The organism is Deinococcus sp. Arct2-2 (assembly GCF_004801315.1).
Lineage (GTDB): Bacteria > Deinococcota > Deinococci > Deinococcales > Deinococcaceae > Deinococcus.
Genome location: NZ_SSNW01000071.1, coordinates 1 through 23,324, shown reverse-complemented (window position 1 = coordinate 23,324; position 23,324 = coordinate 1). Strand labels below are relative to the sequence as shown.

Here is a 23,324-nt window from a genome sequence, read left to right as displayed (position 1 = left end):
TTTATTTTGAAGTTGAGCCAGAAGACGCCAATGCCCGGTGCTTTTAAGGTAGTTTAAGCTCATCTGTGGATTGTGTGTGGCGACAGGGAACGGAGTTGAAGGGCTTCGAGCAAGATCAGGACGCGAAGACCGGACGGTGTAACGTCCTCAAACCTGTCCTCCTCCTTCTTTTCCTGCTTCGGCCCTATTCCCCCGCCCCAAGCCTGCTAGCCTGCCCCGCGTGACTTCCCGTTCCGGACTGACCGACACCATCGCCGCCATTGCCACTGCTCCCGGCAGCGCGGGCGTAGGCATCGTGCGGGTCAGTGGGCCGCTTGCGCTGGCGGTGGCCGACGGAGCATTCGTGGGCAAGCGGCGGCCTTCGCGCACGGCGGGCGGGCGCTTTCTGTTCGGGCAACTGGTAGGCGCAGACGGCGAAGTGTTGGATGAAGGTCTGTGCCTGATTTTTCGGGGCGGGCACAGCTATACGGGCGAGGACGTGGCCGAGTTTCAGACGCATGGCAGCCCAGCCGTGTTGGCGCGGGTGCTGGCGCGGGCGCTGGAACTGGGCGCTCGGCCCGCCCGCCCCGGCGAATTTACTTTGCGGGCTTACCTTGCCGGACGACTGGACTTGGCGCAGGCCGAAGCTGTGCTGGGGCTGGTGGAAGCCCAAACCGACGCGGCCCGCAGGCAAGCCAGTTTGGGGCTTTCAGGAGCGCTGGGGGCGCGGGTGACCCGCATTGCTGCCAACATCACGCGCACGCTGGCGGCGATTCAGGCCATGCTGGACTACCCGGAAGAAGGCGTGCCCGACGAAGACCGCGCCGCACCTTTGGCCGCCGCCGAAGCTGACCTGACGGCGCTGGTGCAAAGCGCGAGGGCGGGCCAAATCTCGGCACGCGGCGCACGCTTGGCCCTGATCGGGCGGCCCAATGCGGGCAAAAGCAGCCTACTGAACGCCCTTTTGGGCTACGAACGCTCTATCGTGACGCCGATTGCCGGAACCACCCGCGATTATCTGGAAGCAGGGTTGGAACTGGCAGGCGTGCCCGTGACCCTGATAGACACGGCGGGCCTCCGTGACACCGCCGACGAAATAGAGGCGGCGGGGGTGCGCCAAGCCCACGCGTTGGCCGAACGCGCCGATCTGGTACTGGCGCTAGAGGATGGCAGCGAACCCCGCGAAGCCTTGCCCGCCGACTTGCCCGATGGAGCGCGGGTGCTGCGCGTGCAGACCAAAGCCGACTTGCCCGCCGCGTGGACTGACCCGGCTGTGTTGCGCGTGAGTGCCGTAACTGGTGCGGGCTTGCCAGAACTCCGCGACGCCGTACACGCCGCCCTGATTGGTGACGCTGCTCGCGGAGAAGCGTGGCTGACCACCGAGCGCCAAGCCGACGCTGCCCGCCGCGCCCTAGAACACGTTCAGGCCGCCGTGAATCTGCCCGATGAATTGGCCGGATATGAGTTGGAGGAGGGACTGCGTGCCCTCTCTGACCTGACCGGGCGCGACGTACAGGAAGACGTGGTGGACGCGGTGTTTCGAAATTTCTGTGTGGGGAAGTGAGGGAGTGTAGAGGGTGAAACGTGGGGAAGGCGCGGGTAGGCAGACAGAGCAACCCCCCCATTGCTTCGCAATGCCCCCCCTTAGAGGTGGGGACTAAAAGTTGTTGCGCTCCCCTTGAGGGGGGCTGGCTGCAAAGCAGACTGGGGGGTTCATCCGAAACCGTCTCCACAATCCATCGCCTCAGCGCCCCACCAACCCCGGCCTCGGCCACAGCCGGAAATTGGCTGGCCCAGCCACGTCTTTCAGGTCTACAGGGCCATAAGCGCGGGAGTCTAGACTGGCCCCGATCCGGCGGTTGTCGCCCATGACCCACACTTTGCCGGGGGGCAGCGTTTGGACGTTCTGGTCGCCGATAAATCCTTCACTGGCGTAGCTTTCGGCCAGTGCGCGGCCATTGACCACCAGCCGCCCATCCCGAATTGCCACGCTGTCACCGGGCAGGGCCAACACCCGCTTCACGTTGTAGGGCCGGTGTTGCACGCCCCACACAGTCTCGAAAGCATACGGACTGTCGGCAGGAGCTTTGAAAATAATGAGGTCGCCCCGGCATGGGTACGGTGTGGGCACGCCCCAAGCCCGCAGCCAGCGCGGGTATTTCAGCAGCAACAGCAAATCGCCAGTGGTCAGCGTGGGATCCATACTTTCGCCGTCTACACGGGCAAAGGTTCCCACAAAGGTAGTCAGCAGGTACACGGGCAACAGCGCCCCCAGCAGCCACACCCGCACAAAGGCCCGCAGCCCGGACGCAGGGCGGGAAGGAGAAACAGACGTCACGAGGGCCATGCTAGCAGCGGCAAGGATGAGTTGATGCCAAGCAAGAATCTGGATGAGACGGACTAGATCAAATATTTAACTGAACATATGGTCTTTCTTCATATCCGCTTCAGATTCTAGGGGCGTCAGTCGCCTCGGCGGTACGCTAGCTGCCATGACCGCTCAGGAACTCATCGTCGATAAATATGAAGAAGGTGCAGGAACACCCGCGCAAGCTGGAAAGATGGTGCGCGTCCACTACACCGGCACGCTGGAAAACGGCCAGAAATTCGATTCTTCTCGTGACCGGGGCGAGCCGATAGAATTCCCGCTGGGCGTGGGCTACGTGATTGCCGGATGGGATCAGGGCATTGCCCAACTGCGCGTGGGCGACAAGGCCCGCCTGACCATCCCCGCCCACCTCGGCTACGGCGACGCGGGCGTTCCCGGCGTGATTCCCGGCGGCGCTACGTTGGTGTTTGACGTAGAACTCGTGGACGTGCGCTGAAGGATTGACGGAAAGTGAAACGGCGCTGGGGCCAAAAGCTCCAGCGCCGTTGTCGTGCCCTAACTCAATCTCTACTTGTCGGCGGGCTTATCCTCCACCACCGAACTCTCGGAGCGGTAGTTCCCCTGTTCATCCAGATTCCCGCCCAACACCACATGGGTATCGGTGACGCCGGGGCTGTCTTGCACCACGCCTGCGCGTTCGGCGGGATCGTTGGGAATGGGCGGGCGCGTGGCACTCTCGGAGTCGGTGCTGCGGTCTTGCGGCGCTTCGCCCTCGATGGTCAGGCCCATTTGCTCGTTGCTGGTATGTCCGGTCATGGCGCAAGGCTAGAACTGGGGCGCGGCGGGCGCGTGTGCAGCACGTAAAGCCGGGTTGGGACTGCGCCAAATACTCGCCCAGATAAAGGCCAGCTTAAGCCCCTGTGCCTCACGCCCTAGCCGTTATGGAACCGCTACAATTCTGGGCACACATGAAAAGATTGGCGACGCTGATGACGCTCGCGCTGGCTGCTTCGGCGGCGGCGCAAACCTCTTTGCCCCAAAATACGGCCCGGATTCATTATCAGCGGGCCGATGGCGCGTACACAGGCTGGGGCCTGCACCTCTGGGAAGACACCGCCAAACCTACCGAATGGGCCGCACCCCTCGCCCAAGCGGGCAAAGACGACTTCGGGGCTTACTTCGACGTGGCGCTGAAACCCAACGCCCAGAAAGTCGGTTTCATCGTGCATAAAGGTGACGAAAAAAGCCCGGATTCCGACCTGTGGTTAGACCTCAGCAAGGGCCGCGAACTGTTTCTGAAATCGGGCGGCACGCTGGTGGCCTATGCCAAAGGTGCGGCCCTGAAGGTGGACGCCAGCAAAGCGCCTGTAGCGCAGGCTGCGGCGCAAACGGTGGCCCAAGCTGCTCCTGCCGCCGCGCCTGCCACTGCCGCCCAAGCCATTCCCGACAACGTGCTGCGCGTGCGCTACGTGCGGCCCGACGGCAACTATGAAGGCTGGGGCCTGCATGTCTGGGAAGATACGACGGCGGTGGTGGAATGGGCCAAACCGCTGGCCCAGACGGGCAAAGATGCGGGCGGTGTGTATTGGGACGTGCCTCTGAAGGCTGGGGCGGCCAAAGTGAATTTCATCGTGCATAAGGGCGATGAAAAAGACCCCGGCCCGGACATGTCGGCAGACCTGAGCAAAGGCCGCGAAGTGACCGTGACGAGCGGCAAGGAAGCCTTTGCCTACGGCGCACCCGCTGCCCTGAGCGACGCGCCTGTGCCCGCCAACACCGCCCGAATCAACTACTACCGCCCAGACGGCAAATACGACGGCTGGGGCCTGCATGTGTGGGAAGACACCACCAAACCCACCGAATGGACTGCGCCACTGGCCCAGACGGGCAAAAACAGCTTTGGCGTGTACTGGGACGTGCCTATGAAAGAGGGTTGGGGCAAGCTGAATTTTATCGTGCATAAGGGCGACGACAAAGACCCCGGCCCCGACCAGACCCTCAACAGTACGGCGGGCAATCAGGCGTGGATCGTGAGCGGCAACGCGGCGGTGAACACGACCCGCCCGGATACCAGCGTGCGCGTGGTGGGCGACTTGACCAAGCAGCAAGCCATTATGCTGGGGCGCGACTTGGTGGCCGTGAAGCCAGAATTTGTGCAGCCGGGAGCGTTCCTGACCCTGCACACGGCCCCCGATGCCAGCCTGAAACTGACTCCGGCGGGCGTGGACGGCGGCACCACGTTGACCCTGAACCCGGTAGACGGCGGCCTGAGCGCGGCGCTGAAGGCCAAAGCGCCCTACCTTGCCGGATACGCCCTGCTGCGGGTACGCGAGGAAGACCGGGCCAAAGTAGGCGCGGCCCTGCGTGGGCAAGTGGCGATCAGTAGCGCCCTGCCCGACGGCACGCTGATAGACGCGACTGGCGTGCAAACCGCGTGGGCACTCGACGACCTGTACGCCTACGACGGCCCACTGGGAGCCACTTGGCAGGGAGCCAAACCCACGCTGAGGCTGTGGGCACCCACCGCGGAGGACGTAAAATTGCGCCTGAGTGCGGCAGACGGCACAGGCGAGCGCACCGTCCCCATGACCCGCGACGCCAAGGGCGTATGGACAGCGGCGGGCGGAGCCAACTGGAGGGGCCTCGGCTACCGCTACGAAGTGAAGGTCTACGCGCCCAGCACGGGCAAAGTGGAAACCAATCTGGTCACCGATCCCTATTCGGTGGCGCTGAGCCAGAACAGCACGCGCAGCATTCTGACCGACCTGAACGACGCGGCGCAAAAACCTGCGGGCTGGGAAGGCCTGAAAAAACCCGCCCTGCGTTCCGCCAGCGACCTGAGCTTCTACGAGTTGCATCTGCGGGATTTCAGCGCCGCCGACGCCAGCGTGCCCGCCGCCCAGCGCGGCACTTACCTTGCCTTTACGCAGGCGGGCAGCAACGGCATGAAACATCTGAAGGCGTTGGCCGACGCAGGACTGAAGGCCGTTCACTTGCTGCCTACCTTCGACATTGCCACCATCGAGGAAGACAAAACCAAGTGGAAGGCCGCGCCCGACCTGAGCAAGATGCCCCCCAACAGCGACCAGCAGCAGGCCGCCGTGACCGCCGTAAAAGACGCCGACCCCTACAACTGGGGCTACGATCCCTACCACTACATGACCCCCGAAGGCAGCTACGCCGTGAATCCGGCAGACCGCACCCGCGAATACCGCTCGATGGTGATGGCGCTGAACGGGGCGGGCCTGCGCGTGGTGCAGGACGTGGTGTTCAACCATACGGCGGCCAGTGGGCAGAATGAGCGCAGTGTCCTTGACCGGATCGTGCCGGGGTACTACCACCGCCTGAACGTGAATGGGGGCGTGGAAAACTCCACCTGCTGCTCCAATACCGCCACCGAACACGCCATGATGCGCCGCCTGATGGTGGATTCGCTGGTGCTCATGGCGAAAGCCTACAAGGTGGACGGCTTCCGCTTCGACCTGATGGGACATCATCTGGTGGCCGATATGAAAGCCGCCCGCACCGCGCTGGACGCCCTGACGCTGCCCAAAGACGGCGTGGACGGCAAGCAGATTTACATTTACGGCGAGGGTTGGGACTTTGGCGAAGTGCAGGGCAACAAGCGCGGCGTGAATGCCACCCAAATTAATATGTACGGGCAGGGCATCGGCACCTTCAATGACCGCATTCGGGACGCGGTGCGCGGCGGCAATCCGTTTGGCGGGCTGCAAGATCAGGGCTTTGCGACTGGGCTGGCTACCTTGCCCAACAGCCAACCGCAAAATGCAGACCGCAATAAGGCGCTGCAACTGGCCGACCTCGTGCGGGTGGGCCTGAGTGGGAACTTGCGCGACTTCAAGTTCACCAACGGTCTGGGCAAAGAAACCACCGGGGCCAACGTGAACTACAACGGTGCGCCCGCCGGATACGCCGCCAGCCCCCGCGAAAGCATCAATTATGCCAGCGCCCACGACAACCAGACCCTCTACGACGCGGTAGTGCTGAAGGCTCCGGCGGGGGCCACGCCCGCCCAGCGCACCCGGATGCAAAACCTCGCCCATAGCGTGGTGCTGCTGGGTCAGGGGTTGCCGTTCAGCTACGCGGGCGATGAAATCCTGCGCTCTAAGAGCTTCGATACCGACTCCTACAACAGCGGCGACTGGTTCAATACGCTGGACTTCTCCCGCGCCAGCAACGGCTTCGGCAAGGGCCTGCCGCCCGCCGAGAAGAACGAGGGGAATTGGAACCTGTACCGCCCGCTGCTGGGCAACGCGGCCTTCAAGCCCTCCAGCACCGAAATCACCCGCGCCTTCGACCACTACCGCGACATGCTGCGGGTGCGCTATTCCTCCACCCTGTTCCGCATGGACACGGCGGCGCAGGTGCAGCAAGGCCTGAAATTCCTGAACACCGGGCCGAACCAGACCCCCGGCGTGATCGTGATGCGCCTGACCGGAGCCGTGAACACCACCAACCCTTACCGCAACGTGGTTGTGGTGTTCAACGGCAGCGGCCAGACGGTCAATTTCAGCGATCCGACCTTTGCGGGCCTGAACCTGAGCCTGCACCCGGTCTTGGCCGCCAGCACCGACAGCGTGGTAAAAACCAGCAAGGTAGCGGGCAGCAGCCTGAGCGTGCCGGGGCTGACGACGGCGGTGTTTGTCGGGAAGTAGGCGCAGGAAGAACGGCGTCTAAGGGTCTAGGGACAGAAACAAAAGAGAAGATGGGGACGGCGGGGGCTTCGGCTTTCCGCCGTCCTCTGTCTCCATATGCTGGTTCCATGCCACTGACCCTCACTGCCCTCCGGCGCAGTTTGCAAAACATGGACGCCCCGGAGTTGCGTGGCCTCATCGAGACACTCTTTCAGGCCAGTACCGCCAATAAAAATCTGTTGACCGCCCTGCTGGACAACGATACTTCCGGGTTACGGGCCAAGGCGGAAGCCGAGATTGCGCGGGCCTTCCATCTGGGCAAGCGCACGCCGACGCTGAAAACCAGCGGGGCGCTGGCCGCCATCGCCGCCTATGCCAAAGTCGCTTCGCCGCTGGAAGTTCTGACGCTGCAACTTCAGTTCGTGCAGGCGGGGATGGAATGCTGGAACGGATTCGGCGGGCCAGATTCGTTGCTGGACAGCCTCAGCAGCATGTGGGAATCGGCCCTCAAGCGGGCTGGGGAATTGCCGTCAGACATGTTGCCTTGGGCGCAACTGGAAGCGGTCAACAGTTTGCTGACTGACTTCGGGATCGGCGGACTAGAGGCATTAGACGAGGAGTTGGATGAAGATGGGGGCGGCTCTTGATCTCTAGAATTCGGCCATGACCAGCAGCCCCCTTCCCAAACCCATTATTCTGGACGGCGACCCCGGCCTAGACGACGCCGTCGCGTGGATGTTGGCCCTCGCCAGCCCCGCCGAAGTGCAGGTCTTGGGCGTATGCAGCGTGCATGGCAACGTGCCGCTAGAACGCACCAGCCACAACGCGGGCGTGATTTTGGCGCTGACTGGCGAGGCGGGCCGCACTGTGCCGCACTACGCCGGGGCAGACCGCCCGTTGGTGCGTGAGGCGATGACGGCGGCGGCAGTTCACGGCGATTCTGGCCTGCCTGCTGCCGGTTTGCCTGCGCCCGTGAGGGAACCGGAAGCCCTGCACGCCGCCCTGTTCATGATTCAGGCCATTCGCGCCCAACCCGGCGAAGTAACGCTGATCGCCACTGGCCCGCTGACCAACGTGGCCCTTGCATTCCGGCTGGCCCCCGACCTGCCCGCCAAAGTGCGTGAAGTGGTCTGGATGGGCGGCAGCACCGCGCACGGCAACCGCACACCCGCCGCCGAATTCAATGCGCTGGCCGACCCACACGCCGCCCATGTGGTACTGAGTTCCGGGGCACAGGTGCGGATGGTGGGCCTGAACCTGACGATGCAGTCTATTGCCACGCCAGACCGTCTGGACGACCTCCGCGCACTGGGGAACCGCGCCGGGGCCGTGTGCGCCGAACTCCTGACCTTTTACGCCGTGCATTACCGCGCCCGCTACGGCCTGAACGGGGGTGCGCTGCACGACCCGGTGGCGGTGGCCGCCGTCGTTCGCCCCGAGTTGTTTACCTTCCGGCCCATGCGCGTGCAGGTGGAGACCCAAGACGGTCTGAATTTTGGGCGAACGGTGTGCGACCTGTACGGCAAACCGGAACCCACCGAATGCGTACAGGTGGGCCTAGAGCTAGATGAACCCGCCTTCTTCGCGCTGTTGCTGGAGCGGGTTGGGCGGCTGCCTTAGCAGAGCATCTGGAATGTGGGGGATGCGTGGTGGGCGCGGAATCTGTGATTTCATGCTTGGTAGAGATTTCTACAACATCCCGTCCACGGGTCAAGACTGACAGTTCACGACTCACCCAGCATCCGACACGATATCCACCGCCGTACCGTCTGGCAGCGAGTACCCCAGCAACGAGCCGCCGCGCAGATCGGCGATCAGGTAGGGCACCGAGTAGGCCGCCAACTGCGTATCGGTGCGGCTAGGGGTGGCAGGGCCGTTGGGATGGCTATGGTACAGCGCCACGAGGCTTAGGCCTTCCGCCTGCATGGCCCTCAGCGCCCGCAACAGGTGGCCCGGATCGGCCAAATACTGCCGCGCCGGGTCAGGGGCAATGTTAGGCAGCGGGTACAAGGCGTGCGCGTGTAGTCCGTCTGGGCGCACATGCCCACCTATGGCCCCCACGCATTCGGCAGGGGCGTCGCGGCGGGCGTGTGCCCACAACGCCCCTTCCAGCACACGGGGCAGGTGCAGGGCGGTGGTGAGCGGTAAATCGGCTTCGGTCAAGGCAGGATCAGTCTAGAGGCGAACAGGTGCAGGCGGCGGTTGATGAACGACAGACATTCAGACCCTCTATCTTCAAAACTATTTTTACTGACCCGAATCGGAAATCCAGCCGCCACCACGCCTTTCCCACTACCCACTCACCACCCACCACTCACGCCTTGCCCCACTGCCCCCAACACCCCCATCAGCGGGCCGCCCCGTCAGAAACTTGCGCTGGGAACGGAATTCCCGGCCAGTCCAGCGGGCATTGTGCGGTACAGTGGGGCCATGTCGAAGGCGGTGAAGGCTCGGAAGGCGGCGGCTCCCGCGAACCGGTTTGATGGGGAGGCGTTGGGACTCGTCCTGTTCGCCCTCGGAATCTTTTTGGCGGTGACGCTGCTCCTAGAGCCGCCCACGCGCACGGGCGGCGAAACGTCGGGCAGCCTGATGGCGCAGGCGCGGGGACTGCTGCTGGGCTGGCTGGGCTGGGGCGCATACGTGCTGCCGGTGGTTCCGGTGGCCTACGGCGTGCTGGTGTTCTTGGGCCGTGACCTCGCCAACCTGACGCGGCGGGTGCTGGGCGGCGTATTGGTTACGCTGGCGCTGCTGGCCCTGCACGAAGTCTTCGAGCCGGAGGCAGCGGGCAAGCTGGCAACCTTAGTCATGGCCCCGCTGAGCGTGCTGAGCTATGTGGCGGCCCTGATTCCGTTGGTGGTGCTGACTCTGGGGCTAGAAATTATGCTGCGGCTGCGGCCCCTCACGTTGCTGAAGGGATTTTTCCGGCAAGTGAGTGTGCTGCTGGGCGGGGCGTCGGCCAACGTGCAGGGCGCAATAGAAGCGCGGCAAGAAGGCCGGGACGCCGCCCGCACCCGTGCCGAGGCGCGGCAAGGCCTCAGCGCCCACGCCCGCGATCTGGACACTCTGCGAAAACTATACCCATCGGCGCGGGAACTGAAATCTCAGGCCGAAGAAGTGCGGGCCGCCGTGCGCGAACTGAAGGGGCTAGACGAAGCAGGGTTGAAGGACGCCTCGCGGGATTTGGACGGCTGGCGGGCTGTGACGGCCACGTTTGTGGGCAACGCCGCCCGCGACTTACGTGAACAGGTCAACGCCGAAGCGCCCGACGCCGGAGCCAAAGCCGAAGCCGTGATGAAAGAAATATCTGGTGGGCGGCACGAACTGAGCGTAGAACTGCCCAGCACGCAGGCCAGCGGAGAACTGGAAACCCTGCGCCGCCGCAGCGTGACCGAAGTGCAGCGCTTGGCCCTGCGTGCAGGCAAGCTGGAGCGCGAGCGCAAAGCCGCAGAAAAGGCGCTAGCCAAGGCCGATGTCGCCGTGCTGGCCCGCGAACTGCCTGCCCACACTGAGCGCGTGACCGCGTGGGCCGAACTGAACCGCGAGTGGATAGATTGGCAAGACCGCGAGCGCCACTACCCCGGCTGGCCCGATCTGGCCGCCGCGTTTGACCGCGCCCCCACCGAAGTGGCCGCCACAGTGGCCGAAGCCCTCCGCAGCGACCCAGACGGCACGCTGGCCGCGCAGGAACAGTGGCGGGCACGCCTCGCCCGCGCTCAGGAAGACGCCCTGCGCCGGGCCGAAGCGATGGCCGCGCCTGCCCCAGTCACGCCGCCCAGCATGAACTTCGATTTCACCGACTTTAGCAGCATGAACGGTGGCAGCATGGGCAGCGACTCGGGCACAGAAGCCGCGCAAGGTGGAGCCGCTCTGGAATGGCAACCGTCCAAAGTGAGAGATTCCAGTTTGAAGGAATCTGGCCCGCGGGGAGGCGGCGCAGTGGTCAGCCCGGAACGCCCCGCACCCGCGTTCGCCCCCTCAGTCTCCTCTCCCCTCCTCCCTCCGACTGGCCCCGATATTTTTGACGATGAAGACGATCTGGAAGCCCACGCAGAGTTGGCCGATGGAGAATTAGACGGCCTCGACCCTTGGGGCGACGACGAAGACATGCCCTTTTCGCGGCCCGGTGCTGAGGCTTCGGCAAAAGCTCCAGCCAGACCTCCAACCATGCCCGCCGTGCCCATGCGCCAAAAACCTTTGTTGGGGCAAGGCGGCGTGCAGGCCGCACCTTGGGAAAGTGCCGAAGCTCCGGCGCAGCGCCGCCGCCCTGTTCCCCAGCCTATCGGGGCCACCGCTCCGGCCCTGCCCAGCTATGACCTCCTTGATCCGATTCCCCAAGTCGCCAGCAATCTCGCCGCGCTGGACGTGGCCGCACGTCAGCGGGCCGCCGTGATCGAGCAGACGCTTCGGCACTTCGGGTTGCAGGCCAGAGTCGTGGATTTTGCACGTGGCCCCACCGTCACCCGCTACGAAATCGAGCCTGCCCCCGGCGAAAAGATTTCTCGGATCGCTAACCTCAGCAACGACCTAGCGCGGGCGTTGGCGGTGGGCGGCGTGCGTATCGAAGCGCCTGTACCCGGCAAAAGCGTGATCGGGCTGGAAGTGCCCAACAGCGAGCGCGAACCCGTGACTTTTCATCAGGCGGCGGCCTCTGCGGGATTCCGCAACACCCGCGCCAAACTGCCCATGATTTTGGGCAAAAGCATCGACGGCGAACTGGTGGTGGGCGACCTCGCCAAAATGCCGCACCTGCTGGTGGCGGGCAGCACCGGATCGGGCAAGTCGGTCTGCGTGAACACGCTCATCACGTCGCTGCTGTTCAAGTATCTGCCCCACGAACTGCGCTTCTTGATGATCGACCCGAAGATGGTGGAACTCACGCCATACGACGGCATTGCTCACCTTGTACGCAGCGTGGTGACCAATCCGGTAGACGCGGCGGGTGTGCTGCTGGGCGCGGTGGCCCACATGGAACGCCGTTACAAGATGATGAGTCAGGTGGGCGCGAAGAACTTGGAGCAGTACAACGCCAAGATGCGGCAAGTCGGAGATGTAGAATTGCCGCACCTGATCATCATCATTGACGAGTTGGCCGACCTGATGATTACCAGCCCGAAGGAAGTGGAGTCGGCGATTATGCGGCTGGCCCAGATGGCCCGCGCCACCGGAATGCACCTGATTTTGGCGACCCAGCGCCCCAGCGTAGACATTCTGACCAGCCTGATCAAAGTGAACGTGCCCGCCCGAATTGCTTTTGCGGTGAGCAGCACGCACGATTCCCGCACCATTCTGGATTCGGTGGGTGCAGAACGCCTGACCGGCATGGGCGACATGCTGTTTTATCAGCCCGGACACGTGAAACCTGTGCGTCTGCAAGGGCCGTACATCAGCGAAGTGGAGTCGGCCCGCATTACCGAGGAACTGCGCCGACAGGTGTTCGAGGACGACTTTGTGGAGGCGTATGGGTCAGACTTCGAGGGCGGTGTGGAAGCCAGCGGCCCCAGCAATGACCGCGCCAACCTCGATTTCAGCGATCCTCTGCTGCGCCAAGCGGCGGCCATTTGCATCGAGGAAGGGCAGGGCAGCGTGTCGCGCCTGCAACGCCGCCTGAGTGTGGGCCACGCCCGCGCCGGAAAACTGATGGATTTGCTGGAGGCGATGGGCATCGTATCCAAACATCAGGGCAGCAAGCCGCGTGACGTGCTGATTCATGACACCGATTTGCCCGAATACTTTGGAAAATAAATACTGTGGGAAGTGAGAGCGGGGCGAGTGAGCGCAGGCGAGATGGCTGCCGCACGGCGGGTTTGAATGTGCGGAATGAAACACTATTTCAGTCAGTTCAGATGAAAGACAGGTGAGTATCCTCCCAAACGCCTTGGGCAGTTCGTTTAGGAGACCTGTGCAGATGCTGCTCTGGGTTGCTTTTCTGCGCGGAGTAGTGTTGATTAAGAAGCGAACTTTCCTTAGAGGTGAACTACATGAAAAAGCAAACTGGCCTGATGACCCTCAGCCTGCTCCTCGCCACGTCCGCAGTCGCGGGCGGAGCCGGTGCACCCGTCGCCCGTCCTGCCGCTGCTCCTGCAGCTTGTAAGACCATTGCCCAACTGGTCATGAGTGACCCTCAGTTCAGCACGCTGGCTGTGGCTGTAGAAGCCGCGGGCCTAGGCGACACGCTCAGCAGCGGCGCATTTACGGTGTTTGCCCCCACCAACGCCGCCTTTGCCAAAGTGCCGAGCGACATGCTGGCAACCGTCCTCAACGATCCTGAGATGCTTCAGAGCGTCTTGCTGTATCACGTGGTTCCCGGCAAAATCGCTGCCAAACAGGTGGCCGGAATCAAGAGCGCCCGCACCGTACAAGGCACCCGCATCGACGTGATGGTCAGCGGCAGCACTGTTATGATCAACGACGCGACCATTACCCAAGTCAACGTGCCCGCCTGTAACGGCGTGATTCACATTATCGACACCGTGCTGATGCCCCCGATGGCTATGGCCGAGACGCCTGCACCCGCACCGGTAGCAGAAACGCCTGCGCCTGAACCCGTTGCCGAGGAAACCCCCGCACCGGAACCCGTGGCTGAAGAAACCCCCGCAGTAGAGGAAGCCCCCGCACCCGCAGCAGAAGTCGCGGTCACAGCGGCACCGTTCGACATCAGCCAAATTCCCGCGACTCCTCTCAGCGGCGCGACCACCACGACCACTGAAACTACGACGACGGATACGGCAGTCGCGGAGACCACCACGACGGATACGGCCACTACCGACACGACCACCACGGACACCACCGTCGTTGCCGAGACCACCACCGCCGACACCACTGTCGTTGCAGAAGTCGCTACCCCCACCGCCGAGTGCGTGGTTGGCAGCAACACCTTGTACGACGTGATCGTGGCCGACGACCGCTTCAGCACCCTGCGCGACCTGCTCAGCGATGCGGGCCTGACCGAAACGCTGATGAGCGGCGAATACACCATCTTCGCGCCCACCAACGAAGCCTTCGCTGCCGTAGATCCCGACACGCTGGCCGTGATTGCCAGCACGCCCGATCTGCTGAAGCAAGTGCTGCTGTATCACGTCGTGGAAGGCATCATCACCACCGACCAACTCGCCAGCGGCGAAGTGCTGAGAACGGCGGAAGGCAGCGAGCTGACCCCCGGCAACAGCGGCGGTAAGCAACTGGTGGGTACGGCTACCGTTGATCTGGTGTCGGCCACTGTGGCCACCACCGATGCACAGGCCTGCAACGGCACCATCTTTGTCATCGACCAAGTGTTGCTGCCCCCCAACTTCACGCTGCCCGCCCCTGTGGTAGAGGAAGCCCCCGCAGCCGACACGACTGCTACGGCCACCACGACCGACACCACGGCGACGGCCACCACCACGACGACTACGGCCACGGCCACCACTACCGCTGCTGCTACCCCGGCAGCCAGCACCACCGTCGCGCTGCTGACGGACGCCCGCTTCAGCGTTTTGGCTAGCCTCGTGCAAGCCGCTGGCCTGACCGATACCCTCAACAACGGCACCTTCACGGTCTTTGCCCCTACCAACGACGCTTTTGCCAAGGTGCCTGCCGCAACGCTGGCCGCCCTGCAAGCCGATCCCGCCAAGCTCAAGCAGGTCTTGCTGTACCACGTCGTCGCCTCTAGCGTCGATCTGACCACCACCAACGACCAGCTGACGAGCGCTGAAGGCAGCACCCTGAAAGTCACCCGCGCCGACGGAACGGTTCAGATTGAAACCGCCAAAGTGGACACCGGTTCCTTGATGACGGTAGGCACCAGCCGCGTGTACGCCCTTGACACCGTGCTGCTGCCCCCCAGCCTGCGCTAATCGATCCTGCGCTAACCTCACCGCTTGATTCACCGCGCCTCCATGTGGGGCGCGGTTTTTGCTGCTTCCTCGGGCTGCCTTAGCCCCGCTCTGCACGCCTACCGCTCTAGCTTGGGCAACACCGGGCGCAAGTCGTCTGCTGGATGTTGGCGCAAAAAGGCCGCCCAAGTCGCTGCCGTGCGGGGCATCTGTTCGGCTTCAGTCCATGTCCAGTACGGGGTATACAGGCTGCGGGCAGTCACGATTTCATCGCGGAAGATTTCGGCGCTGAGGCCCATTCGGAGCAGGCCACTGGTTTCAAAGCGCCGCAGAATGCCTGCCCGGTCATAAGTTACGCGCCGCAAAATCGTTTGCCAGCCTGACAGGGTAGCGGTCAGAAGGAGATAGCCTGCGCGGGGGTCACCATCGGCGGGTGCGCCCACAGCCCCGGTGTTCAGTACGCGCACACTTTGGCCGCCTGCCAACTCAAATACCGCGTCGGCTTGGCGGTGAATATGGGAGCCGATCAGGACGCCGTACCGGCCACCGTCCGACAACTCGGCCACCCGCTGCGGCTCGGTGCGCTCGCTGATGCCTTCGCGGTACTCGTCGGGCGTGCCGTGCGACACCAGCACATCGGGGAGGCCGGGGGCCGAGAGGGTAAGCGACATCGGCCAGTCGGCGGGCGTATGCAGCAGCCCTACCCGCTCCAGTTGTTCGGCGCTCCAAGCCGTCGCACCCCAAAATGGATCGGAGAACCAATCGGCGGGCAGCAGATTACTCCGCGCTTGCCACAGCCGCAGCAAATCGTCGTGGTTGCCCAGCGTAAAACGCACGCCCAGTGGGAAGGCAGCGGGCAGATTCAGCAGGGTTTCCAGTGCCTCTACGCTGTCGGGGCCTCGGTTCACTACATCGCCGTTCACGATCAGGCCATCGGCTCCCTGTGCGCGGGCATCGTGCAGCACGGCCCGCAAAGCATCGGCGTTTCCATGAATATCGGCCAGCACGGCAAGACGCATCGGGGAGCATTCTAGAGTCTGGGGGGAACTCAAGACTCTGAACCGATTCTCAATACAGTTGCGATTGCGCCCATTTGACTGCGCCCATTTGACTGCGCCCATTTGACTGCGTTTATTTGATTGCGCCCATTTGATTGCGCCCAGACGCTCTAGACTGCACCCATGATCGAGGCTCTGATCGGAAACACGCCCCTGCTTCAGCTTCGGCGGGTCGTGACGCCAGAAATGGCAGATGTATTCGTAAAACTGGAAGGCCAGAACCCCGGCGGCAGCATCAAAGACCGCACCGCACTGGGCCTGATCGAAGACGCCGAGCGGCGCGGCCTGTTGAAACCCGGCGGCACGATTGTGGAGCCCACCAGCGGCAATACGGGCATCGGGTTGGCGCAGGTAGCCGCCGCCAAAGGCTACCGCCTGATTTTGTGTATGCCCGCCCAAATGAGCGAGGAACGCAAACGGACGCTGCTGGCCTACGGCGCAGAACTGGTGCTGACCGACCCCGAACGCCGGATGCTGGCGGCCATAGAAGAAGCCGAGAAAATTTCGGCGGAAACAGGCGCGGTCATGATGGGTCAGTTCACCAATCCCGCCAATCCTCAAACCCACGAGCGCACCACCGGGCCGGAACTGTGGGCACAGATGGGCGGCCAAATCGACGCCTTCGTGTACGGCTCTGGCACAGGCGGCACCATCAGCGGCGTCGGGCGGTTCCTGAAAAGTCAGGATGCGGGCATAAAAGTGGTGGCCGTAGAACCCGCCCGCAGTAACGTCCTGAGCGGCGGCGAACGTGGCGAACACGGGTTTCAGGGCATGGGGCCGGGATTTGTTCCCGCCAACCTAGACCGCAGCGTGATTGACGAAGTGTTCCCCGTGTGGGAAGAAGACGCCTATCCGCTGGCCCGCCGCTTGGCCCGCGAAGAAGGCGTGTTTGTGGGCATGAGCAGCGGCGGAATGGTGTGGGCCGCACTAGAACTGGCCCGCAGATTGGGGCCGGGAAAACGGGTAGCAACCATTGCCTGCGATACGGGCGCACGTTATCTCACCACCAGTTTGTTCAACGATCAGGGCACCGGCACACCCAAGGGCTACCAGCCGTATTCACGCGAGAAGCTGCCTGAAGCACCCGCCGCCGACTGACCCGGCGAATCGCAATTACGTTAAGAATCTCACGTTTTAAGTCAGATTAGGATACAATTCGCAGCTTATACTTCCTTCATGTTGCCTCAAAAACTTCTTGCCGAAGCCATCGGTACTTTTGCACTCATTTTCGCTGGCGTTCTCGCCATTACCAACGATGCTGGCCTCTTGGGCGTCGCTTTTGCACACGGCCTCGCCATTGCCGTGATGGCTATGGCGCTGGGTACGGTCAGCGGTGGGCAGTTTAACCCTGCCGTCAGCATCGGCCTGAGCCTCACCAAAAATCAGGATTGGCGTACCACCGCCGCCTTTATTCCGGCCCAACTGGTCGGCGCGGCCCTCGGCGCTTTCGCGGCCCTCGCCACTGTAGGAGAGGCCAAAATGAAGGCTGTCGGCTACGGCGTCGCCAACCCCGGTGCAGGCATCGGCACGGGCGGCGCGTTCCTGATGGAAGTTATTCTGACCGCCTTCCTCGTCCTGGTGGTCGTGAAAGTGGCTATTCATCAGCGCAGCATTTTGGGCGGCCTGATCGTGGGCCTAACCATCGTGGTGGACATCTTGGCAGGCGGCCCCATCAGCGGCGCGGCCATGAACCCCGCCCGTTCGTTTGGCCCCGCGTTGGTATCCGGCGACTGGGCCAACCACTGGATCTACTGGCTGGCCCCCATCATCGGCGCTGGTTTGGGTGCGTTCATTGCCGAATTTACCGATGGAATGCGGCCCAAAACGGTTGCACCTGAACTGAAGAACTGAGTACGGCGTTCCGTCAGTTTTCAAGTCTGAGTTCGCTCTGTGGCCCCCTCACCCGTTGCTTTCGCAACGCCCTCTCCTATAAGGAGAGAGGGGATAAAAACTTCCACACCGCTGTAGGCAGACGAGTTAGAAAAAACAGAGGCGGCCCACATCATCGGGGCCGCCTCTTCTGTTTGGCGAGGGATTAGCGAACATCAACGCCTTCGCTGAAGCCCTCTAGCTCCTTGCTTCTGCGCCTTAGCGCCGTCCGCCGCCGAACATGCCGATCAGGTCGTCTAGGCCGCTGCCGTTGCCGTCGCGGTCTAGCACTTTATTGAGGGTACCGAACAAGTCACCGCCGGGGGCTTGCTGCTGAGGCTGCTGATGTTGGCTCTGCTGCTGTTGCCCGCCGCCCAACACGTTGCCCAGCATTCCGCCGAGGCCGCCCATGTTGCCCTGTTGAGGCTGCTGCATCTGGGGCTGCTGTTGCTGCCCGCCGCCCAAGAGTCCGCCGAGCATGCCGCCCAACCCGCCGCCTGCGCCGCCACCCAACAGGCCGCCCAAGATGCTGCCGATATCACCGCCGCCCTGCATTTGGCCGCCCCCTTGTGCTTGGCCCTGACGCTGACGGCTGAGGTAGCCCATGACCAACGGAGCCAGCATAGACAGCACTTGCATCGCCATTTGGGGATCGATGCCTGCACGCTGGCCCACAGCGTTGGCGGCGGCCTGCTGCTGCCCACCAAAAACATGCCCCAGAATCTTTTGGCCGTCTTGGGTGTTGGGCATCTGGCCCTGTCCGAAGGCGTCGAGGGCGCTGCCGTCGTGCTTATCGAGTGCGCCGGTGAGGGCGTTGAGGCCGCCGGGTTGCGTGGCGTTGCGGGTCAGTGCGCCCAGCAGCAGCGGCACGGCGGCTTCCATAGCTGCGCTGGTCTGGTTGGGGTTGGTGCCCAGTTGGTTGCCTACCGTTTGCTGCGCCTGTCCCATTCCGCCCAGCATGTTAAAGATGTCCATCATGGTGTAATCCTCCGTGAGCGCAGTGGCCCTGAGTAGAGTGAGGGTGTGAAAAAACCGTCATCGTTGAGTGCTGACAGACAGACTACGCTTCACACGCTCCTACTGACACCACCAGAAGGCGGCAGGCGTTCAGGAAAAGCTGAGGTTCATAGGGGTCGGCAGGGGGAAAATAGACGGCAATCTTCTATAAATGACCATGTATCCTAAGATGTGAAGTCACCAGACCGATTCGGATTGCGAGGCCACCCCGGCATTCAGGCGGCAAGGAAAACGCAGTTGGGAGGTGGGCCATTCCTACTGATTGCGTTCTCTGTACTGGCCGCTATCAACGTGCTGACATGGAGTTCTGAATACGGGCTGAACGCCTTCAACTTGTTCTTGATCGCCTGCTCTACCGTGCCCGTGTTTGTAGGATGGTGGCTTTGGAACCGCGCCCGCCGGAACGGTCAATCTTCTCAAGCCACAGTGAGTGCAGCGGCCAGCATTCTGATTGTGGGCTTTGTGGTGCGCTGCCTTCTGGATTGGCGAACACAACAGCCCTTAGGCGTGGTGGATTGGGTTGTAGTGACGGCCTTGATTGTCCTTTTGCCGATGGCTGCCCTCCTGTACCGCAGGCGCTAACCTCATCCTGTGCCTGCTCCCCTCTCCCCTTCCTACTTCCGGCACGATCCGGTGCAGATTGCGCGGCAAGTGTTGGGCGGCACGCTGGTGCGGGTGTTGCCGGGGGGCGAACGCCTGAGCGGACGGGTAGTGGAGGTGGAGGCCTACGATTGCCCCCGCGATCCGGCTTGTACGGCGGGCCGATTTCACGCCGCCCGCAGCGCAGAAATGGCGATTCCGGCGGGGCAATGGCTGTTCTGGACGGCGCACGGCCACCCGCTCCTTCAGGTGGCGTGCCGGGAAGAAGGCGTATCGGCCAGCGTGCTGATCCGGGCCATAGAACCGCTGGAGGGCATAGGCCAGATGCTGACGCAACGCCCAGTCACACGGGAACGCGACCTGACCAACGGCCCCGCCAAACTGGTGTACGCACTGGGGCTGAATCCGGCGCAGATTACGGGAACGTGGGCAAACAGTGACGGGCTGCATCTGTGCCTGCCCGAAACGCCCGTGCCCGATGAGCAAGTAGAAATAACGGCCCGCGTAGGCATCCGCGAAGGCCGCAATTTGCCGTGGCGCTTTTTGTTGCGGGGCAATGCGTGGGTGTCGCCCGCCGTGCCGAGCATGGAATTGGTGGTGGGTTAGGCGACGGCCCGGAGGGTGGAGCACTGCTTTTCCCACGCAGGCGCTACAGTCGGACACAGAGACCCAAAGGAGAGCGATGCCCTACGTTCATATCCGCATCACCGACGAAGGCGTGACCACGGAGCAAAAGGCCGAACTGGTGGCCCGCAGCACCCAAATGCTGGTGGATGTCCTAGGAAAAAACCCCAGTACCACGGTGGTTGTGATAGAGGAAGTGCCCCTTGAGAACTGGGGCATTGGCGGAGAACTGGTGAGCGTGCGCCGCGAGCGGGTAAGTGGAATGCTCCCTGCAAGCCCCGGAAGCACGGTCAGCACGGAGCTGCCCGAAAATAGTTCGTAGTTTGGCTCTGATACGGCCTATCCTTCCCCATGCCCGACCATCCCACCACCCTCACCCCGGCCGACTTGCGGGCGCTGGCCCTCCACACGCTGAGGCCGCAGCCTTCCATTCAGGCCGCGCTGGACAGCATGAAATTTGTGCAGGCCGACCCGATTAGGGTTCCGGCGCGTGCCCAAGACCTGACGCTGATGGCGCGGGTAGCGGGCTACCGGGCAGGCGACCTAGAACAGCAGTACGCCGTGCTGGACGCCGAAGAAGACATGTTGCCCAATTACGGCTTCGTGCCCCGGCAAGTGCAGGCGTGGCTGCATCCGCGTGAGGTGGCCCCCACCCGCATAGAGCGCGAGCATCCGGCCTTGCTGGACAGCGTGCGGGCGCTGCTGAAGGAGCGGGGCGAACTGCACCCCAAAGAGGCGACGGCAGCGCTGGGTGTGGGCCGAGTGGAAAACGCATGGGGCGGACAATCGAGCGGGACTACGCGGGCGCTGGACGCCCTGCATTACCGGGGAGAGGCGCGGGTATTACGGCGCGTGTCGGGCGTGCGCGTGTACGGCCCCGCACCGCACTTGGCCGCCCTGCGTGCCGATCCCATGCCCGATACCGAGCGCGTACAGCACGTGGTTTCCTTGCTGGCTCACCTCTACGGCCCACTCCCCGAAGCCAGCTTGGGCTACCTCGTCGGTCTCAGCGGGTTTGGGCTGCCACACCTGAAAACGACTTTGCGGGCGGCCTTCAAGCTCGCGGTAAAAGAGGACCTGATGGGCGCAAAAGTAGACGGCCTGCGCTACGTGTGGCCCGCCGAGTGGGAGCTTGAGCAGCCCTCTGCCCCGTCCGGCCTGCGAATCGTGGGGCCGTTTGACCCGCTGGTGTGGGATCGCCGCCGCTTGGAGCATCTGCACGGCTGGGCGTATCGCCTAGAAGCCTACACGCCGCCCGCCAAACGCCAATTCGGGTACTACGCGCTGCCGATCTTTTGGGCCGAACGCGCCGTAGGGTGGGCCAATTTGCGGGTAGAGGCAGGCCAACTCCGCTCTGATATTGCGTGGCTGCCGGGGATGCGGGAAACGGCGGCGCTCCGCAAAGGGTTAGAGGCAGAACTCGCTCGGTACTGGACATTCTTGGGCCTCAAGCCAGTAGAACAGGCGTAGAGTGGCCGCCATGTCAGGAGCTATCAAGTCTCAATCTCGTGGGCAAGCTGTAGCTGAACTTTTGGTGCGCGGGAGTCTGTACGGCGTGGGCGCGGCGGCGCTGAGCGCGGGCCTAGGCTATCTGCGGGGGCAGACGCTGGCGGGGGCGCTGGACGGCCTGAACTGGGCAGGCATTTTGCTATGGATTCTGGCCGGAGCGATGATCTACGGTTCCATCGGCACTTCGTCGGCAGAAGTCGAACTCCGCAGCCGATTGGGAGAGGGAACCAAGCTTGACGCCCTCCCTTTTGCGCCGATGCTGATGGCTCTCATCGCAGGCTGCGTCTGCTTTCTGGTGGCATGGAGCCTCAAAGCCGCTTTCTGACCCACGGCTTTATTCTTGCCCTCTGCGCCCTATACACACCGCACTCATGACACTCATGGGCGTATGATGGCCCGACTATGAGTGACCGCAAGTATTTTGGAACAGATGGCGTGCGTGCTGTGGCAGGCGAGTTTCCGCTGACGGCGGCTTGGGTAATGGCGCTGGGAGCCGCCGCCGGAGAAGTGCTGCAACGGGCATCGGGCGGCAAGGCCAGCGTCGTGATTGGCAAAGACACGCGCCAGAGCGGGGATATGTTGGAAGCCGCGCTCGCAGCGGGCCTGACTAGTCGGGGCGTGACCGTGATTCATGTGGGGGTGCTGCCCACACCGGGCGTCAGCTACCTCACGCGCCACCTGAAGGCCGATGCAGGCGTGGTCATCAGTGCCAGCCACAACCCCTACGAAGACAACGGCATCAAGTTTTTCGGGCGCGACGGCCAAAAGCTGAGCGATACCACCGAACACGAAATTGAAGCCGCGATAGACGATGTGGCCTCGTTCGCGCCAGTGACGGGCATTGCGCTGGGCAGCGTCACCAACTACACCGAAGCAGAGCGCCTGTATGTCAATTATCTGAAGTCTCACGCGCCAGACCTGACGGGCCTGCGGGTGGCGATGGACTGCGCCAACGGAGCGGCCTTCCGGGTTGGCCCGAAGGTGTTTCAGGCCGCTGGGGCCGATGTATTCGCCGTGTACACCACGCCCGATGGCCGCAACATCAACCGCGAGTGTGGCAGCACGCACATGGCCCACCTTCAACAGATTGTGCGCGAAGGGAATTACGACTTAGGCGTGGCTTTCGACGGAGATGCTGACCGCGCCCTGCTGATCGATTCTCGCGGCAACGTGGTGCACGGCGACCATATGCTGCTGCTGAATGCCCGCGCACGCGGCGAAAAGGCTGTCGTGGCGACCATCATGACCAACATGGCGCTAGAGGTGAAACTGAGCGAGGCGGGTATTCCGCTGGAGCGCACCGCTGTGGGTGACCGCTATGTGCATGAGCGTTTGCACGGGCAACACCTGACGTTGGGCGGCGAACAGAGTGGGCATGTGCTGTTTTTGGACGTGTCGCCCACTGGAGACGGCGTGTTGACTGCGCTGCTGACGTTGGCGAGTATGCGGAAGCTGAGCACCACCCTAGACGCGCTGCACGACGAATTGGTGATGTTTCCTCAAACGCTGGTGAATGTGCGCGTGAAAGACAAGAAGGCGCTGGCCGCCGACGCACATGTATTAGCCGCCGTTGCCGTAGCAGAAACCCGCCTGAACGGGCGTGGCCGCGTGAACCTGCGCCCCAGCGGCACCGAAAACCTGATCCGCGTGATGGTAGAAGGCCCGGATGAAACCGAAATTCATGAGGTAGCACGGATCTTGGCGGCGGTGGTAGAAGCGCGGGGCAACGCGGGCGCAGGCGCGTAAACACTTAAAACAGGAACGTGGATCGTGGGGAAAGGCAAACCACGATCCACGTTCCGCCTGTGCTCCAACCAAGAGTTTCCACGCAGGGATTTATGGCGACACCAACGAAGGCCCAAGAGGTGGG

At 63.1% G+C, this 23,324-nt stretch carries 20 protein-coding genes; 15 read left to right on the top strand and 5 right to left on the bottom strand.

The features are described 5' to 3' along the window. The first annotated feature begins 220 nt into the window (after nt 1-220). A complete protein-coding gene (gene mnmE, locus E7T06_RS21035) occupies nt 221-1,543 on the top strand; it encodes a tRNA uridine-5-carboxymethylaminomethyl(34) synthesis GTPase MnmE (protein ID WP_168733702.1) in 1,323 nt (440 codons plus the stop codon). Nucleotides 1,544-1,723: 180 nt separating this feature from the next. Here mnmE and lepB read toward each other — a convergent pair whose 3' ends face one another. Then, the gene (gene lepB, locus E7T06_RS21030) at nt 1,724-2,326 is read right to left on the bottom strand and encodes a signal peptidase I (protein ID WP_168733701.1); all 603 of its coding nucleotides are present in this window, start codon (nt 2,324-2,326) and stop codon (nt 1,724-1,726) included. A gap of 145 nt (nt 2,327-2,471) precedes the next feature. Between lepB and E7T06_RS21025 the strand changes: the two genes are divergently transcribed. Then, nucleotides 2,472-2,804 (top strand): FKBP-type peptidyl-prolyl cis-trans isomerase, encoded by a 333-nt coding sequence (locus E7T06_RS21025; RefSeq protein ID WP_136367716.1) that lies wholly within the window; start codon nt 2,472-2,474, stop codon nt 2,802-2,804. Nucleotides 2,805-2,875: 71 nt separating this feature from the next. Here E7T06_RS21025 and E7T06_RS21020 read toward each other — a convergent pair whose 3' ends face one another. Continuing rightward, the gene (locus E7T06_RS21020; protein WP_136367715.1) at nt 2,876-3,124 is read right to left on the bottom strand and encodes a hypothetical protein; all 249 of its coding nucleotides are present in this window, start codon (nt 3,122-3,124) and stop codon (nt 2,876-2,878) included. 152 nt (nt 3,125-3,276) lie between these two features. Here E7T06_RS21020 and pulA point away from each other — a divergent pair, with 152 nt between their 5' ends. The 3 genes from pulA to E7T06_RS21005 all read left to right on the top strand — a co-directional run bounded on the left by pulA (nt 3,277) and on the right by E7T06_RS21005 (nt 8,583). Then, nucleotides 3,277-6,984, top strand: coding sequence for a pullulanase-type alpha-1,6-glucosidase (gene pulA, locus E7T06_RS21015; RefSeq protein WP_136367714.1), 3,708 nt, complete (start codon nt 3,277-3,279; stop codon nt 6,982-6,984). 107 nt (nt 6,985-7,091) lie between these two features. Continuing rightward, nucleotides 7,092-7,610, top strand: a complete 519-nt coding sequence (locus E7T06_RS21010) for a hypothetical protein (protein ID WP_136367713.1) — start codon at nt 7,092-7,094, stop codon at nt 7,608-7,610. 16 nt (nt 7,611-7,626) lie between these two features. Then, complete coding sequence (locus E7T06_RS21005; protein WP_136367712.1) at nt 7,627-8,583, top strand: nucleoside hydrolase; 957 nt, start codon at nt 7,627-7,629, stop codon at nt 8,581-8,583. 111 nt (nt 8,584-8,694) lie between these two features. Here the strand turns inward: E7T06_RS21005 and E7T06_RS21000 are convergent, their stop codons facing one another. After that, nucleotides 8,695-9,126, bottom strand: a complete 432-nt coding sequence (locus E7T06_RS21000) for a M67 family metallopeptidase (protein ID WP_240741213.1) — start codon at nt 9,124-9,126, stop codon at nt 8,695-8,697. Between the two features lie 267 nt (nt 9,127-9,393). Between E7T06_RS21000 and E7T06_RS20995 the strand changes: the two genes are divergently transcribed. Both E7T06_RS20995 and E7T06_RS20990 read left to right on the top strand, forming a co-directional pair. Then, nucleotides 9,394-12,705: a DNA translocase FtsK gene (locus tag E7T06_RS20995; RefSeq protein ID WP_136367711.1), complete on the top strand. Its 3,312-nt coding sequence runs from the start codon at nt 9,394-9,396 to the stop codon at nt 12,703-12,705. A gap of 236 nt (nt 12,706-12,941) precedes the next feature. Then, entirely contained in the window at nt 12,942-14,798 is a 1,857-nt protein-coding gene (locus tag E7T06_RS20990; protein ID WP_136367710.1) for a fasciclin domain-containing protein, read from the top strand. Nucleotides 14,799-14,896: 98 nt separating this feature from the next. On the opposite strand, the gene E7T06_RS20985 is transcribed toward E7T06_RS20990, so the two are convergent. Then, nucleotides 14,897-15,796 carry a metallophosphoesterase gene (locus tag E7T06_RS20985; protein ID WP_136367709.1) on the bottom strand — a complete coding sequence of 300 codons (900 nt, stop codon included), beginning with the start codon at nt 15,794-15,796 and terminating at the stop codon, nt 14,897-14,899. A 162-nt stretch (nt 15,797-15,958) separates the two neighbouring features. On the opposite strand from E7T06_RS20985, the gene cysK reads away from it, so the two are divergent. Both cysK and E7T06_RS20975 read left to right on the top strand, forming a co-directional pair. Next, on the top strand, nt 15,959-16,933 hold the full coding sequence (gene cysK, locus E7T06_RS20980) for a cysteine synthase A (RefSeq protein WP_136367708.1): 975 nt from the start codon (nt 15,959-15,961) through the stop codon (nt 16,931-16,933). A 78-nt stretch (nt 16,934-17,011) separates the two neighbouring features. Further along, a complete protein-coding gene (locus tag E7T06_RS20975) occupies nt 17,012-17,686 on the top strand; it encodes an aquaporin (protein WP_136367707.1) in 675 nt (224 codons plus the stop codon). A 237-nt stretch (nt 17,687-17,923) separates the two neighbouring features. On the opposite strand, the gene E7T06_RS20970 is transcribed toward E7T06_RS20975, so the two are convergent. Next, nucleotides 17,924-18,682 carry a DUF937 domain-containing protein gene (locus E7T06_RS20970; RefSeq protein WP_136367706.1) on the bottom strand — a complete coding sequence of 253 codons (759 nt, stop codon included), beginning with the start codon at nt 18,680-18,682 and terminating at the stop codon, nt 17,924-17,926. A gap of 210 nt (nt 18,683-18,892) precedes the next feature. Here E7T06_RS20970 and E7T06_RS20965 point away from each other — a divergent pair, with 210 nt between their 5' ends. The 6 genes from E7T06_RS20965 (at nt 18,893) to glmM (ending at nt 23,200) form a co-directional block, all read left to right on the top strand. Beyond that, the gene (locus E7T06_RS20965) at nt 18,893-19,303 is read left to right on the top strand and encodes a hypothetical protein (protein WP_136367705.1); all 411 of its coding nucleotides are present in this window, start codon (nt 18,893-18,895) and stop codon (nt 19,301-19,303) included. A 9-nt stretch (nt 19,304-19,312) separates the two neighbouring features. Next, nucleotides 19,313-19,927, top strand: a complete 615-nt coding sequence (locus tag E7T06_RS20960; protein ID WP_136367704.1) for a DNA-3-methyladenine glycosylase — start codon at nt 19,313-19,315, stop codon at nt 19,925-19,927. Nucleotides 19,928-20,003: 76 nt separating this feature from the next. Continuing rightward, the gene (locus E7T06_RS20955) at nt 20,004-20,267 is read left to right on the top strand and encodes a 4-oxalocrotonate tautomerase family protein (RefSeq protein WP_136367703.1); all 264 of its coding nucleotides are present in this window, start codon (nt 20,004-20,006) and stop codon (nt 20,265-20,267) included. Nucleotides 20,268-20,296: 29 nt separating this feature from the next. Then, the gene (locus E7T06_RS20950; protein ID WP_136367702.1) at nt 20,297-21,415 is read left to right on the top strand and encodes a crosslink repair DNA glycosylase YcaQ family protein; all 1,119 of its coding nucleotides are present in this window, start codon (nt 20,297-20,299) and stop codon (nt 21,413-21,415) included. A 10-nt stretch (nt 21,416-21,425) separates the two neighbouring features. Further along, the gene (locus tag E7T06_RS20945; RefSeq protein ID WP_136367701.1) at nt 21,426-21,779 is read left to right on the top strand and encodes a hypothetical protein; all 354 of its coding nucleotides are present in this window, start codon (nt 21,426-21,428) and stop codon (nt 21,777-21,779) included. 77 nt (nt 21,780-21,856) lie between these two features. Beyond that, nucleotides 21,857-23,200, top strand: coding sequence for a phosphoglucosamine mutase (gene glmM / locus E7T06_RS20940; RefSeq protein WP_136367700.1), 1,344 nt, complete (start codon nt 21,857-21,859; stop codon nt 23,198-23,200). The last annotated feature ends 124 nt before the right edge of the window (nt 23,201-23,324 follow it).